This is a genomic window from Flavobacterium sp. CR10 (genome assembly GCF_055814415.1).
Window position 1 is genome coordinate 4,095,789 of the sequence record NZ_CP185985.1, and the last position, 19,392, is coordinate 4,115,180.

Below are 19,392 nucleotides of genomic sequence, written 5' to 3' on the forward strand. Positions count from 1 at the left end.
TATGGAAGGTCTTACTGCAAATTACCTGACCAGAGCTGAAATATGGCTCTGCCTCACCACACTTATCTACTTTTTAATGAATGGCGCACAGATTTTCGAAACTCTGGTTTTTGTGCCTAGATGGACCGAATCGGCACCTGAAAATTTTAAGCTTTTACTGGATGGAAAAGGCGCTAGCCTGAAAGTTTTCTGGATTATATTTCATTCTCTGCATGAAATCGCCTTTATCCTTGCCATTATTTTCTGCTGGAGAATTGACCCCGTACGAAACTGGCTTTTAGTTTTATTTGCTGCACATTTTGCAGTTAGAGCATGGACGCTCTCCTATTTTGCACCAAACATCATTGATTTTCAAAAAATAGCAGAAAATCCTTCACTTGCAAAGGATCTTGCAAAACGAACTTCCCTTTGGCAGACGCTCAATTATATCAGGGTCATTATATTTCTTATCATTTCCTGCGCATTAATTCCCTTGTGCATTAAATTATTCAGTCTAAGAGCATAACAAAAGGCAGTGTAGATTTACACTGCCTTTTGTTTTAAGCCTATTTCGGTTCCTTTTTTATCATTACACTGATATTTTATAAAAAGCGCAGTTTAGAAAACGCTCACGCCTTCTAATGTCACTTATTTTTTGTTTTTGCTTATCGCGAAGGCTGAAAATACATCATTTGTCGCACATAATGCTTCAAATTTATTATTTAGACTTCTTTCCTAAAAGTACATTTACATCTTTTATTTTTTGTGCATTTTCTTCGCAGGAATTTACATTGTACAAAAGCAACAAATCTTATTATAAAAACCTCAACAATAAAATTAAAACCACAATGATGAAAAAGCAATTTAAACGATATGCATTTTTACTGCTTATTGTTTATGGAACCAGTTACGGACAAGCAAAAAAGCATCTTGACTCTAACAAACCAATAGAGGAAAGAATTTCTCTTTTAATGAAAGAAATGACATTGGAAGAAAAAATCGGACAAATGAATCAGTATAACGGTTCATGGGATGTTACCGGACCTAAACCAGAATCGGGCTCTAATGAAGAAAAATACAATAACATAAAGAAAGGATTGGTAGGCTCTGTTCTTACCGTTAGAGGTGTTAACCAAGTCAGAACTTTGCAAAAAATGGCTATTGAAGAAACCCGTCTTGGAATTCCGCTTCTTTTTGGTTTTGATGTCATCCACGGCTACAAAACTTTAAGCCCTATTCCGTTGGCGGAAGCTGCCAGCTGGGATTTGGAAGCCATTAAAAATTCGGCTAGCGTAGCTGCTTTGGAAGCTTCTGCATCTGGATTAAATTGGACTTTTGCACCTAATGTAGATATCTCAAATGATGCAAGATGGGGAAGAGTTATGGAAGGCGCTGGCGAAGATCCTTATTTGGGAAGTAAAATTGCGATAGCAAGAGTTAAAGGTTTTCAAGGCGAGCGTTTTGACCATACTAAAATCATCGCCTGTGCAAAACATTTTGCCGGTTATGGTTTTGTAGAAGCAGGCCGAGATTACAACAGCGTAGATATGAGCAATTCTAAACTATACAATACGGTGCTACCTCCTTTTAAAGCGGCAAGTGACGCAGGAATCCGCACTTTTATGAATTCATTTAATACCTTAAACGGAATTCCAGCGACTGGAAATTCATTTTTACAGAGAGATATTCTAAAAGGCGCATGGGGATTTAAAGGATTCGTGGTTTCTGATTGGGCTTCAATAGCCGAAATGATTACTCACGGCTACGCAGCAGATGGTGCGGATGCGGCTAAAAAAGCGGCTCTCGCAGGTTCTGATATGGATATGGAATCGAATATATATGTTACAGAACTGGCTAAACTGGTAAAAAATGGATCGGTAAAAGAAAGCGTAATTGATGATGCCGTGCGCAGAATCCTTCGAGTGAAATTTGAATTGGGTCTTTTTGATAATCCTTATAAATATTGTGATGAAACTCGCGAAAAATCAAATATAGGCAGTAAAGCAAACAACGACGATGTTCTGGATATGGCCAAAAAATCGATTGTGTTATTAAAAAACGATAAAAATCTTCTGCCTTTAAAAAAGTCAGGCGCTAAAATTGCTTTAATCGGCGCTTTGGCCAATGATAAAAACAGTCCTCTGGGCAGCTGGAGAATCGCCGCAGATGATAATACTGCGGTATCGGTTCTGGAAGGAATGCAGCAATATAAAAACAGCGCATTAGTTTATGAAAAAGGGACTGATGTTGCTACAAACAAGCAATCCTTTTTAGACGAAGTAAAAGTCAATACAACTGACTTTTCTGGATTTGAAGCGGCTAAAAAAGCGGCCAAAGAGGCTGAAATTGTAGTAATGGTGCTGGGCGAGATAGGCTTTCAAAGCGGCGAAGCGCGCAGCAGAACAGAATTAGGACTGCCAGGCAATCAGCAGCAATTATTGGAGGAAATTTATAAAGCAAATCCAAATATTATTCTGGTATTAAACAACGGACGTCCTTTATCTATACCTTGGGCGGCAGAACATATTCCTGCTATTGTTGAAGCTTGGCAACTAGGAACACAATCTGGAAATGCGATTGCGCAGGTTTTGTATGGAGATTATAATCCGAGTGGCAAGCTGCCAATGTCTTTTCCAAGAAACGTAGGCCAATGCCCTATCTATTACAATCTGTACAATACGGGAAGACCTACAGACAAAGACAATAATGTTTTCTGGTCGCACTATTCTGATGTCGAAAAAACTCCTTTATACCCATTCGGTTACGGATTAAGCTATACTTCTTTTGACTATAAAAACCTGAAGATTTCAAAAGCTTCTTTCCAAAAAGGAGAAAAAATAGAAGTTTCTGTTGATGTGACCAATACAGGTAATTTTGATGGGAAAGAAATCGTCCAGCTCTATATAAATGATCCTGTTGCAAGCATTGCAAGACCTGTAAAAGAATTAAAAGGTTTTGAGCTTGTCGAATTAAAAAAGGGAGAAACCAAAACAGTTCAATTCACATTGACAAATAATGAACTTGGATTCTACGACAACAACGGTAAATTTTTAGTTGAATCTGGCCAATTTAATATTATGGTGGGCTGGAATTCTAATAATGGACTTAACGGTAAATTTGAGCTAAAATAAAAGCCCAAAAATAAAGCCCAAAAGGATTATTCTGTCTTAACAAGAATCGAATATCTTTTATTTTTTTATATCCTGAGTACGATAATTCCTTAATAAGGTTCATAATCGTACTCAGGATTTTGGCAATAAGACAGATTTGAATAAAAAAAAATAAGTGTTCAAATTAGTTTTATTAATATTGTTACCCATATCCTGAAAAATCCACTTAAACAAACCGGATAATGCATACTGTTACATCTAAATGAAAAAGACAACTTATATCCTTTTATTCTTTTTAAGCATTACAAACCCGCTGTTTTCGCAAGGCAAATTTGACAGCTACCAGTTTAGGAGCATACAAGAAACTGCTTCAAAACGAGCTGTTTCTTCTATCATTCAGGATAAAAATGATTTTATATGGATCGGTACAAGCGGTGCTGGTCTGTATAGATACGATGGCGTAAATTATTTCGGATATAAATACGATAACAAACCCGGCTCGGTAAACAGCAACTTTATTTATTCGACGTTTATCGATTCCAAAAATAATCTTTGGGTGGGCACCGATCAGGGTTTATGCTTATATAACAGAGATTTGGACAACTTTACCCGAATCAATATTGAAGATGCCATAACACAGGGATACACGCAGCCCATTACGATAAAAACAATTATTGAAGACAATAATGGCAATCTATACTTAGGCGCTTACGGTTTTGGACTATTCAAACTTAACATAAAAACTCTAAAAGCTTCTCTGGTGCATTCAAAAGTGCTGGACAAGCCCAATTTTCTGATAAAATCCTCGGTTAAAAACAAACAGGGAATTATTTATTTAGGAACCAGTTACGGACTTTTAGAAATTGACACCAATGGAAAAGCCAAACAGGTTTATAAAGACAAATTTAAACGAGAACCTCTAACTAACGACATTGAAAGTCTTGTTATAGATAAATTTGGATACCTATGGATGGGCACAACCGAAAACGGACTCATAAAAATCAAGCCTGAAACAGATAATTATCAGTTTGAAAACTATGCCATTACCAAAAATAAGATCCTATCAATCGTACAAAGCAGTTTGGGTTACATTGTCTGCGGCACTGAAAATGACGGATTACTGGTTGTGAACTATAAGGGAGAAGTGCTGAAAAAATACCTGCACAGCAAGTACAATAGTGCCAGCTTAAAATCCAATTCGGTTTGGTCCTTGTACGAGGACAGAGAAAAAAGATTGTGGCTAGGATATTTCAATAAGGGACTTGGCGTTTTTGACAAACCAAATAATAAATTCAATTCTCTTGAATCGCTTGCTAACAATGAAAATTCTCTGCAGACAAGTTATGTCACTTCAGTTGCAAAAGACAAAAAAGGAAACCTGCTTATCAGTAACGAAGGAGGCGGACTTGACATATATAACCTTGCCAATAAAAGCTTTATTCATGTAAATAAAACAAATCAAAGTTACTACTCTGGTTTAGATGCTGTCGATATTCAAGTCATTTTTATAGACAGCAGGCAAAACATCTGGCTAGGAAGCTGGGACCGAGGGATCTACTTTCTAAAAAACGGAACTTCCAGATTTATAAACTATAATACAGCAAATACACCTGGATTAAAATCGAACCGAATTTTTAGTTTTTCAGAAGATTCAAAAGGCAGAATCTGGATCGGAACTTTTATAAAAGGACTGCATTACTTTGATAATAAGAGCAACACATTTGTGCATTGTGATACTGAGCCATTTGTCAAAAACGGTTTAGATAATGCTTTTATCCGTAAAGTTTTTGTGGATTCTGATAATGTTTTGTGGGTCGGCACTATCTTAGGATTATATCAGATCAATATAAAGGACGAGTCTGGCTTTAAGGTCACAAAAATGCGCGATGCCATGTTTGGCGGCATTAATAAAAACAATAGCATTCAGATTATTTTATCTATTTATGAATCTAATGATAAAACAATTTGGATAGGAACAGATACTCAAGGGCTGTTTAGCTACAATAAAAAAAACAAGACATTCTCCAATTATGATGATTTTCCTGGATTTGAGGAAAAATCAATTCGTGCTATAATTTCAGACAATAATGGCGCTTTATGGCTAAGCGGCGGATCTGGGCTTACAAAACTTGATCTTAAAAACCGAAAAAGCACCAACTTTAATAAAGATGATGGTCTTATTGATAACGATTTTAACAACAATGCTGTTTATAAAGACGGGAACGGAGAACTTTATTTTGGAGGTTATGAAGGAGTAAATTATTTTAATCCAAACGAAATTAAAAAAGCTGAAAAAGCCCCACGCCTTTATTTCAGTGATTTTAAATTATTCAATAAATCAGTAAAGCCAAATGAAGAAGGCTCGCCATTAAGCAAAGTAATTTCGCAGACCCAAGAAATTACACTTAATTACACGCAATCTGTTTTTACAATCGAATATGTGGGAATCAATTATAATTATTCTAAGAAAAACCAATACGCCTATTATCTCGAAGGTTTTGAAAAAGACTGGAACTATGTAGGAAATAACAGAACAGCAACCTATACCAATCTGGCTCCGGGAAATTATACCTTTAAAGTAAAATCTGCCAACGCAGACGGCACTTGGAGCGGCAATCAATTAGAACTGAAAATAAAAGTGCTTCCTCCATGGTGGAAAACCATTTGGGCTTATTTAATCTATTCTTCTATTTTAATTTTCCTGATCCTGTATCTTAACAAGATCTATCAAAACCGTTTCAAAGCGAAACAGGCTATCATTCTGGAAAAGGAAAAGAACATTCAATTGGAGAAATTAAACAATAAAAAACTGCAGTTTTTCACCAATATCTCACATGAATTCAGAACTCCTTTAACACTGATTATCAACCCACTAGAAGATATTTTAAAAAGTAAAAAAATATCTCCAGAGATATACAACAAACTAAAAATAGTGCACAAAAGCTCTGATAGGCTCTCTAGACTAATTAATGAGCTTATGGACTTTAATAAATTAGAGTTTAATAAAATTTCGCTTCAAGCCAAGAAAGTTGAAGTTGTATCGTTTACAGAAGCCGTTATAGGCTACTTTTATGAAGAAGCTTCTGCTCGAAACATTGCTGTTAATTTTGAATCGCCTGTAGACGAGCTCGAAGATTGGCTGGATCCCAAAATGCTGGAAAAAATACTGTTTAATATTATTTCGAATGCATTTAAATTTACGCCTGATAATGGTTCGATTCATATTTCCATAAACACATCAGAGACCGAAAATGAATTGATTATCGACGGAAATAAAGTGCCATCATTTTCAATAACCATTGCGGATACAGGTTCGGGAATACGAAAAAAAGATTTAAACAAAATTTTTGACCGTTTTTACCAAGTCAATAATCTCAATAAGGAATATTACGGAAGCACAGGAATTGGCCTTGAGGTTGTAAAGGAATTTGTCGAACTTCATAAAGGAAAAATTGAAGTTGAAAGCCAACTTGGGCAAGGCACAAGCTTTAAAATAACTTTTCCGCTAGGCAGCTCGCTATATAAAGGAAGTGAGATTATTGATCAGAAATATAAAATAGAGCACAAAAACGAACTTTTATCTGAACCTGTTCAAAATGAAATAGAATATAATTCTGAGACAGAAACTCAAAAAGCATATACCATTTTAATTGTAGAAGACAATACAGAACTGAGAAACTATTTAAAAGAGGAACTTAGCAAGTCATACAAAGTAATTACAGCAGAAAACGGCCAAAAAGGTTACGATCTTGCTGTACAGAAATTGCCTGATTTAATCATAACCGATGTCATTATGCCAGTCATGGACGGACTTGAATTGTGCAAAAAAATAAAAGGCGATTTAAAAACAAGCCATATTCCTTTATTGATGCTTTCTGCCAAAGCAATGGTGAAAGACCGACTGGAAGGCATCGATTCTGGCGCTGACATGTATTTAAGCAAACCATTTGAACTGGATATTCTAAAATCGAGTCTGGCGCAGCTTATCACTAGCAGACAGATTATGTTTAAAAAATTTTACAGTGGCATCACTAAACAAGGAAAAGAAAAAACAACTTCGCTTGATAATGATTTCATTCAGAAAATTCTACATTTCATTAATGAGAACATCAGCGAACCTGAATTAACTGTCGAACTCCTTTCTTCTAAAATCTTTTTAAGCAGAAGCCAGCTCTATCGAAAAATAAAAACCTTAACGGGTGTTTCGGTCAATGAATTTATCCGAAATGTACGATTAGAAAAAGCAAAACAGCTGATTGAACAAGGCAATAATAATATCAACGAAATAAGCTTCAAAGTTGGTTTTACTTCTCCCTCCTATTTTGCCAAATGCTATAAAATCAAATATGGCCATTTGCCCACTCAGGAAAAAAGAACGAAAGAATAGCAAAATATCCATAATTAAACATCAAATGGCAGAGAGCTTCGGTTTAAACCGAAGCTCTTTTTTTGTCAGTGATTTTTTTCAAAATCTAAGCTTTTAATTTTCAGCTGAAAATCAGTATATAAAAATTAAACCCTTAATATTTTAAACAAACAATATTTTTTAGGTGAAAAAATTAGCAAAATCTCAGCACAGGTAATAATGCCTTTAGGGTGCTATTTTACCCATTATAGGGGTTTAGACGTTTTTTTTGCATCATCTGTTGCAGAATATGCATCATCTGTTCTACAATGCAACACCTCTAGAATCTACTTTCGTTAAGAAATATTTAAGAAAAAGTTCTGCTGTCCAAACCTCTAATAATTATCTGGCAAAAGATCCAATTTTTAAAATGTTTTCTTAAAACTTAACGAATTACTAATTATTTCAATTTAAACTAAACAACCAAACTTTATGCAGAAAAAAACATTGAAAAGACTATTGTGCTTAATAGTATGCTTGTGGGGAAATTTTTTCTTCGCTCAAACTATTAAAGGTAAAGTAACATCGGGAGGAAACAGTCTTCCAGGCGTTAGTGTAATAGTACAGGGAACCAAAAATGGAACAGTCACGGATTTTGACGGTACATTCGTATTGAATAATATTGAACCAAAAGCAATGCTGCTTTTCACTTATATAGGATACAAAAATTTAATCCTTGAAGCCAAACCGAATATGCAGGTGGTGATGGTGAGCGACCTCGAAAAACTAAACGAAGTGGTGGTTATCGGATACGGGACATCAAAAAGAAAAGACATAAATGGTGCAGTATCTTCTATTAAAGCTTCTGAAATTCAGGATAAGCCTTTTATTTCCATTGATCAGGCTCTTGTGGGTAAAGCCGCAGGTGTGAATGTTACGCAGAACTCCGGTACTCCAGGTGGGGGAATATCGGTTCAGATTCGAGGAATTACCTCTATTAACGGGAATGAGCCTTTATATGTGATCGACGGAACACCTGTTTTTGCAGACAAGAACAATGATTCCTTTTCGTTTAGCGCTCTAGGCGGAGGAAACGGACAGACTAAAAATTCTGCTTTGTCTGGATTGAATATTTCAGATATAGAAACAATCGATATCTTAAAAGACGCTTCTGCAACAGCGATATATGGATCAAGCGGTGCAAATGGAGTGGTTTTGATTACTACTAAAAAAGGAAAAAAGGGAAAATCTAAATTTACATACGAAACCTATTTAGGAACTCAGCAGATAAACAATACGGTTGATGTTTTAAACCTGCCTCAATATGCCGCTTATCAGGCAAAAATCTACAAGTTAAATGGTGAGCCTGTTCCGTATCAATATCAAAAGCCTAATCTGCTTGGAAATGGCACAAACTGGCAGGATGAACTTTTTAGAACGGCAACCATGTACAATCACCAGCTTTCTTTCTCTGGCGAAAAAGATGGAACACGCTTTTATACTTCTTTAAATTATTTTGATCAGGAGGGTATTGTCTTAAATTCAGATTTCAACAGATTGGCAATGCGTCTAAATGTAGATTCCAATGTAAAATCTTGGCTTAAAATTGGCAACAACCTCTCAATAAGCAAATCATCTCAGCAAGTGGTAAGAAATGATGACAGAGGAGGATTGGTTATGAATGCCTTAAGACAGTCTCCAGAATTGCCGGTTAGAGCTGCAGATGGTTCTTATGCGGGACCAACATCCGGTTTGGGATCATCGGCAAATGAAGCCACTAACCCAATTGCCTTATCTGAATACAATAATGCCACTACAGAAAGATTCAAAATCAATGGAAATCTATTTGCTGATTTTACTATTTTAAAAGGATTGGTTTTCCGATCAGAATTAGGATACGATTTGAATTTCTCAAAAAACAGCACTTTTGTGCCTAAATATACTTTAGGAAACGTAACTGAACTTTTAAATAAATCGTTCAAACAGCAAGATCAGAGCTATTATTGGAATATCAAAAACTATCTGACTTACAACAAAACGCTAAACGAGAAACATAATTTTACTTTTTTACTAGGGCAAGAAGCACAGGAAAGTTATTATGAATATTTAAGCGGTTACAGAACAGGCGATTTCCTAAATAAAGATTTCACCAATCTTAATATCGGTGATATTGCCACTGCCCTAAACGGAAACGGTTCTGGACGCTGGTCTATGACATCGTATATTTCAAGATTAAATTACAGTTTTTCTGACCGCTACTCTTTTTCCGCTTCTTTAAGAGCGGATGCTTCATCCAACTTTGGACCAAACCACAAATGGGGATATTTCCCTTCATTTTCAGGAGGATGGACAGTTAGCAACGAAAAATTCTTTGAGCCTTTGTCAAAAAGCGTCAATTATCTGAAATTAAAAGCTGGATACGGTCTTGTAGGAAATCAAAACATTCCGGCAAACAGATACCAAACTATTTTATCGCTACTAGCATCGCCATTTGGTGGGGTTTCGCCAACGATCGATAATTTAGGAAATCCAGACATAAAATGGGAATCTCTTAAATCTTTCAATACTGGTTTTGAACTGGCAATGCTTAACAACAGAGTAAAATTAGATTTTGATTATTACATTAAAAATTCTTCAGATTTCTTGACCAAACAAATCAACGATGAATCCAATCAAAGTGCGCTTAATTATTATTTGAATACAGGTGAAATTGTAACCAAAGGGATTGAGCTTACTTTAAATACAAGAAATATCGTTACAGAAAATTTTAACTGGGATACAACGATCATTTTTTCAAAATACAATAATGAATTGACTCGTTTTCAAGGTCAGGGCAAATCATTGTTGGGAAAAGTGCAGTTTGATTTATACAATGTTACCAGAACTACCGAAGGACAGCCAGTAGGACAATTTTATGGCTATGTAACAGATGGCTTGTTTAAAAATGCCGCAGAACTGGCAGCTGGACCAATTCAAGAAGCAGGAACAGGCGTGGGAGACATTCGATTTAAAGATCTTAATGGTGACGGAAAAATAGACAGTAAAGACCAGACAGCCATAGGAGATGCTATTCCTGATTTTACCTACGCTATTACGAATAATCTTAGATACAAAAACTTCAATTTTTCGGTTTCTTTAACAGGAAGCCAAGGCAACAAGATCTACAACTTTACGCGTCATTATATTGATGGCATTTATCCTGGTTTTGGAGACCGATTTGGAAACGTAAGCACACAGGCAATGCAGGCTTTTGAACCTGGAGTGAATGAAAATACAGATGTTCCTAGAATTACGCTTAATGATCCAAATGGCAACGGAAGAATTTCGAACAGATTTGTTGAAGACGGTTCTTATTTAAGAATCCAGAATGTTTCTTTAAGCTACGATCTGCCAAATAAGATTTTCGACAATTCTATCATATCTAAAGTAAGATTGTATGCAAACGTTCAAAACTTGTACACGTTTACAAAATATACCGGATTTGATCCAGCTCTTGGAAACCTAGACCAGAATATAACACTGAGCGGTATAGACTTAGGGCGTTATCCTGTGCCAAGAATAACTTCTATAGGGGTAAATTTAGAATTCTAAGCTTTATAAAAACACATCCAACTTAATGACTTACAGTTATTAACATAAAAATATAGTTATGAAAAAACTTTTTAAACTTTTTTTGATGGGAATGCTTATACCATTGCTGTCTTTATTTTCCTGCTCAGATGAGTTTTTGAATGCACCATCTGAAAATCAATTAACGCCAAGCGATCTGCCTGAAGGCGTTACCGCTTTTGACGGAATCGCCGAGAGCTTGTACTTTAAGCCTTGGTTTGCTTTTAACGATAAATTCCTTATTGCTGTAGGAGACATGTATGCCGGAAACGCCTTTACATTTGATGGTGCTTATGCGCAGTTTAAAGATGCTCAGGTAACATCTCAAAATCCGATTCTTACAGAAGGATACGTGGCCTTGTTTTCGGTTATCGACCAGTCTAATAATTTAATGAGTCTGGTTGAAGCCAGAAAAAACGAACTTCCTGAGGCTTCTTATAAAAATGCAATTGCCATATCAAGATTCATGAGGGCCAATGCCTATTTCTATTTAGTTAGAACTTTTGGAGCTGTGCCTATCATCAATAAAGCGGGATCTGCAGCACAGCCAAAAAGAAATCTTGTTGAAGATGTTTACAAATTCATCAAGCAGGATTTAGAATACGCGGCAGAAAATTTACCGGAAAAAGGATTAAAGAAAGGTTACGTGACTAAATATGCCGCAATGGGAATTTTAGCCAAAGTGCATCTGACTTTAAATGAATATGCTGAATGTGCTGCTTTAACCCAGAAAATTATCGGAAATCAGTATACTTTAATTCAAGAATACGGAAATCTGTTCAGCAGTCCGGAAAATAATAATAGTGCAGAGAGCATGTTTGCGCTTCAATGGAAAGCTATTGCTACAGAATGGGGAACTCAAAATACCAATCAGGCGTATATAGTTCCAGGAGGCACAGGAATTACAGGCGGTGGTGACGGATGGGGAGTTTACCTTCCTTCTATTTCTCTGCAAAATGGATTTGAGCCAAAAGATATCAGAAAAAAGAGCACCATTATGACTGATGGCGATTTTTACCCTGAATTATTAAAAAGTCAAGGCGGTTTTACCTATAAAAAAATATACTCTTCTACGGCGGCTAATTTTAGAAAATATATAGTAGGATCTGCTGCAGAAAGAAACGATGTATTCTTTATGAGAACTTCTCAAAACACGATTATTTTAAGATATTCCGATATTTTATTGATGAATTCTGAGGCAATTATGGCTGGAGCACCTTCCACTACTTCAGCAGCGGCTTTAAGTTCTTTTAACGAAGTAAGAAAAAGAGCAGGATTGCCAATTAAAACAGTACTTACAAGAGATGAGCTTTTTAATGAAAGAAGAATTGAATTTGCTCTTGAAGGCCAATATTTCTTCGATTTAAAACGCCGCGGTCTGGCTGAAGCAACTGCGATTATCTCGCAGCAGGAAGTAGGTTTTTATTCTGATGATGCCAGAACAGAATTGGTTTCAAGAAAAATAACGCCTGGCAGCAATTATTTTGAACTTCCATTGCCTCAGTCTGCCATAGATACCAATCCATCATTATTAGAAGCTCCGGTTCCTTTTAACTTTAATAACTAAACTATGATCAATACAATAAAATATAGCATTCTACTACTTTTTGTGCTGGCTTCTTTTACAGCCTGCCAGAATGATGATGCAACTAGCGCAAACATAGATGCAATGGTTGCCGAACCGGGAGATTTACTAAATCAGGCCTTTCCAAACAATAAAGTAAGAGTTGAAGGAGAAGGTTTAACGGGATTAAAAAAGATTACACTCGATAATACTATTAATATTGCTTTTAATCCTAATTACAATTCAGACAAATCGTTTATTTTCACTATTCCTTTTGATGAAAAACTAGGAAGCAGATTTGGTGTGCAGCCTATTACTTTTACAACTGCAAATGGTTCTGTTACTAAAAACATTGAGATTCTACAGCCTGTACCTACAATTACCAAAACAACTCCTGCTGTTGCAACTCCAGGATTTCCGTTAGAAATCGAAGGAACTTGGTTTTATAATATTTCCTCTATTACCTTGGCAGGAAAAGAGGTAAGCTATACGGTAAAATCGTCATCTTCTATCATCATCGGTTTACCTGCAAATGCAGCTTCTGGATCAGAACTTGCCATTACTACACCAGGAGGAACAACAAAAAAGACAATTGATTTTGCAACAATTATTCTAGTATCTGATTTTGACGGAAATGGTGCTAGAAAAGATTGGACATCTTATGGAGACGTAGAAAGTTTCAACACCAGTACAGCTGGAGGTCCTACTGGAAATTACACAACATTAGTTTGGGCAGGTTCAACCGCCAATGGCTATAACGGAAGCAGTGGCGGCGGAGGAGCTAGTTTCCTAAGCGCTTCTAATACAGATGCAGCAAAAGCTTATATTGATATTGACGTAAGTGCAAATGTTGTGGGTGCCCAATTTGCAATCCAATTAAATACTATCGACGGAGTAAATTATGGCTATAATTTTAAAATTACCGATGTAAACTGGACTACAAAAACTATATCAATTGCTGATTTTAAAGACAACTATGGTTTTGGATCTAATACAGCTGCAAATTTAAATCCATCTAAAATCAACGAAATTAAAGTTGGAATTGCTCAGGGAGATACCCCTAACCCTAGCGCTATTAAATTTGATAATATAAAAATACGTTACCAATAATCTGAAATTTAATTTAAAGAGGCTGTGGTCTAAAAACAGCCTCTTTTATTAAATCGAAAAAATAATCATAAACAAGAATATTCTTTTCAAAAAGAATGTCCATAATACAAACAGTATGAAAAGTAAATTTTTATTAATGCTGGCCAGCCTCGTCTTTTTTTTAAATGCATGCTCGAAAGACGATAACGAAACTGTTGAAACTCTAGAAACGCCAGTTGCCAATGCTCCAAAAGATGTAAATGATCATGGTTTTAAAGCAAAGTGGAATTATGTTTCCTATTCTAAAAGTTATCTTTTAGATGTTTCTACCGACGAAAATTTCACCTCTATTCTGCCAAATTATAATGCAAAAACTGTAACTGACTTAAACGAAGTCGTAGTAGGTTTAACTGGAGGAACGCAATATTATTACAGAGTGAGAGCTAAAAACGAAACTCATATTTCAGATTATTCAAATGTAATTAGTGTTGTTACGACAGGCTCAAGCGGTATTCCTGAAGATCCCACTTTTTTAAAGGTAAAAGTAAATAAACTAGCCAATCCGTTTTTTGTTGGTATGGCGATAAAGGCTTCACAATTGACAAACGAAAGTCCTTATGATGTTATTCTGAAAAATGAATTCAGCAGCATTTCTGCCGAATATGAAATGAAAATGGATCAGATCTCGACTGCAAGCGGTGTTTACAACTGGACGGTAGCTGACAAAATTGTAGCCTATGGAAATGCCAATAACATTAACGTACACGGTCATGCTCTAGTTTGGCATAATGCAGTACCACAATGGCTTAAAGATTTTTCTGGCACAAATGCCGAATTTGCTGCAGAAGTAAAAAAATACATTACAGATGTAGTGACACATTATGCAGGCAAAGTTAAATCTTGGGATGTGGTTAATGAAGCTGTAGATGACAGTGGTGCCATGAGAAATACTATTTTCTTGCAGCGAATGGGACCAAATTATGTTAAAGACTGTTTTCAATGGGCAAGAAATGCCGCTGTTGCTGCTGGTGATGCTTCTTTATTATTATTCTATAATGATTACGCTACCTCAACTAATACAGCAAAACAAGACAAAGTTTTTGGTTTACTGGATGATTTAAAAACAGCTAAAGTAATTGACGGTGTTGGTTTTCAGATGCACAATACCTATTTAAGTCCAACTAAAGCACAAATAGAAGCAGATCTTAACAAAGCAGTAGCAAAAGGCTTAAAAATTCATGTTTCAGAATTGGATATACAGGTAAACCAGTTTAATGATATTTCGACTTTTACAAATGAAAGAAGATTGGCTCAAAAAGCAAAATATAAAGAGATGGTGCAACTCTATAATGCTCTTCCAGCAGCGAACAAATACGCTTTGACAATTTGGGGAATGAGAGATAATGAATCATGGATTCCGTTCAGCACTGAACTGAATCACCCAGGCAATGACTGGCCTTTATTGTACGATTCTAATTTTGCGGTTAAAAGCTCACACACCGGATTTTTAGAAGGCTTAGATTAAATTGAAACAAGTTTGAATTGGATTGGCAATCATCTGCCAGAAAAAAACACCACTTATTAAGTGGTGTTTTTTGTTAGTAACAATATGAAAAATGCAGAGTTATTATAGCGCTCTTTTATAGACCGAAACTTGATCTACCCACATGATTGCAGTTGTAAACAAATTTATTTTATCAGGATTTATAAAACTGGAGTCATTTGACCCGACATTCATATTTAAAACAATATTATGCTTTTTGAAATTATTCAAATTCAATTTTGATACGCCGCTGTTTGCGTAAGTTGCAACAATAGTGTCATCAATTTTTATTGTTATGGTTATCGCATTATCTTTCATTCTTATAAAACATTCATATAAATGCCATCCATTGTTTCCATCAATATTAAAACTTCCAGGATATTGCCTTTCTGCCAGATTTCCCAATTGATTTACCCCTACAGCTGTCCCGTAAAAAAGATTAGAGGCAAATCGGGAAGCATTTGGAGCAAAAGAATAGCCTTCCATAATATCAATTTCGCCATGTGTAGGCCATCCATTTTCCTGAACTGTCCAGAAGGCCGGCCATGCGCCATATGTTTGCGTAAATGACTTATAATTGGCCCCATCCATTGCCAGCAATTTTATCGTGGCAGACAATCTGTATTCGGTATTATTTTCAGGCGTGTACTCATAAAGCGACTTCACAAGTCCTGACTGGTATTTGGTTGCGCTGAGCTTAGTTGTTTTAATTTCTAGACATCCTTTTCCGTCTCTAGATTGCACTGAAGGCACCGAACTTTTGTAATCGCAATATTTAGAATTATAGTCGGTACGTTGCACTTTTGTCCACTTTGAAAGCGAAATATCTGTCTCAAAAGTGTCTTCAAATTGTTTTATCCAATCTGATCCTGCGGCTTTATTAGTCTTCGTGTTTGCATTTATCTCATCCTGTTTTTTCTCTGTGCCTGAATTTTCAAAACAAGAAGAAAATCCAACAGCACATGTTAGCATTAAGGCAACCTGACTTAATTTTTTCATGAAATGTTATTTAGTTATTATTTAGTTTCTATTAAGGACTAAAAGTAACTTTATATAAAAAAACAGAATGCCACATTTGAGGCAGTTAATGCCATAGATGTTGTATTTTCACTGTTGTGTGAAATACGGCTTGCAATAAGAATAATTTTACTCCAAATGATATCCGATTACAGTCTTATTTAAAGTCGGCACTATCAATAGCTTTTTTTCTGCGATATATTCAATATCTGCGGCAGCAATTTTTTCTTTTCCTAAATCAATAATGAGTTTTTTATTTCCTTTTGCATCGATATGAAACACTTGTCCCTGCCATGCTCCAGACACTAGTAATCCGTTACCACCATCACTGGCAATACCGTCTAAATTATCAATTCCATTAAACATTTCATAAGCCTTGCCAGTCGATTTATTAACCGCAAAAGCATTTCTGCTTTTCATATTCAGTATTAAAACTTCATCTTTTCTGGATAATAATCCATTTGGCATAGAAAGAAAATCAGATTCAAGCCATACTTTTATTTCTCCATCAGATATTTTATAGATTTTATTATCAAAACAATCCGATATGTAAATGTCTCCGTTGGCATCTGATGTAACATCGTTAAAAAATTTTGCAGAATCCACTTTATATACTTTTTCTATTTTAGACCTATTGGTATTTATTTGCAGAACTTTATTAATATCAGCCACAAACAGTTTATTTTTAAATAAAGCCATTCCTTGCGGATTGTCCAGTCCATCAATCCATTTTAGAACTTCTATTTGTCCATTTGTTTTAATTTTAGAAATAAATCCATTTCCGTCCTTGGCTAAGTATTCCCCATTTATATTGGAGATATACACAATCTTTTTCGAAGAATCATAAAGCGCCGATTCTGGTTTAAGAAACAAAGAATCCGATTCCCATACTTTAGTTGCACTTTGACTAAAGGCAATCACAGGAATCATCCCTATCATTAGCAAGAGACCTAATTTTTTCATGATTTAATTTTATATGATTTGATTTTATTGCCACTAATGTTTGAACGATCCGCTAGGAAATGCCCTATGCTGCAAAACTCCAGCTCTTTTCATTAATTTTTTTTTATTGTGCAAAGACATCAATATTAGCAAAAAAATTCACTGTAACACAACCGATTGTTTTATTTTTTAAAACAAATTATTGCAAAATGGTTGTAAAATCCTAACTTTAAGTTTAACAAGTTCAATACCATACAAGTATAAAGTAACATTCAATTACTCTAAAGAAATGATTGAAAAAAGGGCTAAAATGTCCATAACATCATAGCCCTTTACTTATTTTTACTTTGTGTTTCTTTGCGTCCTCTATTTGCCGATGCAGAAATTAACATTCCTTATTTTATCGTAGGCAAGCAATGTCGAGATACAAATAAGGTACAAATTTTACAAAATAAAGTCTTACAAAAACATCATTTGTTATCTGTCCGATCATTTGGTAAAATAGCTAGTTTTTCAAGAGAACATTTAACATAGTAGTTAGTACAAATATATACGAAATAATCTTACAACTTTGAATAGTCATCATAATTTAACATGATAGTATTTTATTCTAGTATTGCTATTTGGATTTTTTTTAAAATTTGGCGAAACATAATTAACATATTGTTTCACAAACAATTACATTAAAAGTTGTAAATTGCTTAAGATGCCCCCAGTAGATATGCACTAAACGTTTTATTAGAATAATAAACCAAATCTCTATGGGAACATCACATCGTTATTTTAATCCCGAATTTAAAGAAAAGGCAGTACTGTTAAGTTACACCCGAAACAATAACAGCAAAACTGAAAGAGAACTCAATATACCTCAAGGCTTATTACATAAATGGCGCAGGGAGTACGAACTATTGGGAAACTATTGTTTCCCCGGTAAAGGCAAACCTAAAGTAAAAATGGAGGGTCTTGTTATTGCTAAGCAATCCAAAAAAAAACGAACATCAAAGAACCTTTTTTTTAGCCCTGAATTTAAGGAGGAAGTGGTCCAACAAAGTTATCGGAGCACTAATATTTCAAAAATGGAAAGAGAACTCAATATTCCAGATGGACGTCTTCACAGCTGGCGCAAAATCTATGAAAAATTTGGCTCGGGATGTTTCTGCGGATATGGCCGAAGTCGAATAGACGAGCCTCGCCAACAAATAATTGAACTGGAAAAAAAAAGTCTCGATTCAGAGCTTAACTGTGAAATCTTAAAGAACTGCGTTCCCTACTTTCGTAAAGGTTCACTTGCCGTATTTGAGTTCATAAAAGAAAATGAAAGAAAATATACCATTCATAGAATGTGTCGGGTGTTGCAAATATGCGAAAGCAGTTATCGTATTTGGAAAGCCCAGCCAATTTCAAATACTAAGAAGCGTATAACTTTACTAAAAGAAAAGATAGCAGAGACATTTAAAAACTCCCATGGATTTTATGGATGCACTAAAATCGCTCAAGAACTCACCAATAATGGCACAAAAATATCTTACACCCAGGTAGGGTTATACATGAAAGAGATGCGATTGCGTCCAAAAGCAAAAAGGAAATTCAAAATCACAACTGATTCCAAACACAATAACTACACATCACCAAATCTTCTAAACCAAAAGTTTAATAGTACATCTGAGTCAATGGTCTGGTTTTCAGACATTACTTATATACAAACCGATAAAAGTTTTTTATACCTTACGATCATTATGGATTTGTACGACCGGAAAATAATTGGATGGAGCCTCAGCACTACTATGTCTGCCCTAAAAACCACAATTGCTGCCTGGGACATGGCCATTGCGAATCGCTCAGTTTCAGAAGGGTTAATATTTCACTCTGATCGTGGCGTACAGTACGCCTGCAGAGCTTTTACCAACAGACTGCAATCATACAAAGGCATCATCCGCAGTATGAGTCGCAGGGAAAACTCACTAGACAATGCCCCTGCCGAGAGTTTCTTCAATACACTTAAAAGAGAATTGATATATCAAAACAAATTATTGCCTAAGAAAGATCTTGAAATATTGATTATTGATTACATAGAAAATTGGTACAACAAAATAAGAATACATTCCGCCCTTAATTATCTGACTATCGAAGAATTCAATGCGATGCATAAACCATAAAATTTATTAATTTCCATACCGGACAAAACTTTTATTCC

Annotated in this window: 10 protein-coding genes; 8 read left to right on the plus strand and 2 right to left on the minus strand. The window is 35.4% G+C overall.

All coding sequences use genetic code 11. From position 1 onward, the window contains the following. Window position 1 precedes the first annotated feature (1 nt). The 7 genes from ACNRYB_RS17630 to ACNRYB_RS17660 all read left to right on the plus strand — a co-directional run bounded on the left by ACNRYB_RS17630 (window position 2) and on the right by ACNRYB_RS17660 (window position 15,221). The gene (locus tag ACNRYB_RS17630; protein ID WP_473728130.1) at window positions 2-505 is read left to right on the plus strand and encodes a transposase; all 504 of its coding nucleotides are present in this window, start codon (window positions 2-4) and stop codon (window positions 503-505) included. 325 nt (window positions 506-830) lie between these two features. Further along, window positions 831-3,110: a beta-glucosidase BglX gene (bglX, locus tag ACNRYB_RS17635; RefSeq protein WP_473728131.1), complete on the plus strand. Its 2,280-nt coding sequence runs from the start codon at window positions 831-833 to the stop codon at window positions 3,108-3,110. A 241-nt stretch (window positions 3,111-3,351) separates the two neighbouring features. Beyond that, the gene (locus ACNRYB_RS17640; RefSeq protein ID WP_473728132.1) at window positions 3,352-7,476 is read left to right on the plus strand and encodes a hybrid sensor histidine kinase/response regulator; all 4,125 of its coding nucleotides are present in this window, start codon (window positions 3,352-3,354) and stop codon (window positions 7,474-7,476) included. A gap of 450 nt (window positions 7,477-7,926) precedes the next feature. Continuing rightward, window positions 7,927-11,025 (plus strand): SusC/RagA family TonB-linked outer membrane protein, encoded by a 3,099-nt coding sequence (locus tag ACNRYB_RS17645; protein WP_473728133.1) that lies wholly within the window; start codon window positions 7,927-7,929, stop codon window positions 11,023-11,025. 58 nt (window positions 11,026-11,083) lie between these two features. After that, entirely contained in the window at window positions 11,084-12,610 is a 1,527-nt protein-coding gene (locus ACNRYB_RS17650) for a RagB/SusD family nutrient uptake outer membrane protein (protein ID WP_091134995.1), read from the plus strand. 3 nt (window positions 12,611-12,613) lie between these two features. After that, entirely contained in the window at window positions 12,614-13,717 is a 1,104-nt protein-coding gene (locus tag ACNRYB_RS17655) for a hypothetical protein (RefSeq protein ID WP_473728134.1), read from the plus strand. Window positions 13,718-13,832: 115 nt separating this feature from the next. Next, a complete protein-coding gene (locus ACNRYB_RS17660; RefSeq protein ID WP_473728135.1) occupies window positions 13,833-15,221 on the plus strand; it encodes an endo-1,4-beta-xylanase in 1,389 nt (462 codons plus the stop codon). A 102-nt stretch (window positions 15,222-15,323) separates the two neighbouring features. Here ACNRYB_RS17660 and ACNRYB_RS17665 read toward each other — a convergent pair whose 3' ends face one another. Then, complete coding sequence (locus ACNRYB_RS17665; RefSeq protein WP_473728136.1) at window positions 15,324-16,238, minus strand: glycoside hydrolase family 16 protein; 915 nt, start codon at window positions 16,236-16,238, stop codon at window positions 15,324-15,326. A gap of 147 nt (window positions 16,239-16,385) precedes the next feature. After that, window positions 16,386-17,219 (minus strand): SMP-30/gluconolactonase/LRE family protein, encoded by an 834-nt coding sequence (locus ACNRYB_RS17670; RefSeq protein WP_473728137.1) that lies wholly within the window; start codon window positions 17,217-17,219, stop codon window positions 16,386-16,388. 740 nt (window positions 17,220-17,959) lie between these two features. On the opposite strand from ACNRYB_RS17670, the gene ACNRYB_RS17675 reads away from it, so the two are divergent. Then, window positions 17,960-19,354, plus strand: coding sequence for an IS3 family transposase (locus tag ACNRYB_RS17675; RefSeq protein ID WP_473728138.1), 1,395 nt, complete (start codon window positions 17,960-17,962; stop codon window positions 19,352-19,354). The last annotated feature ends 38 nt before the right edge of the window (window positions 19,355-19,392 follow it).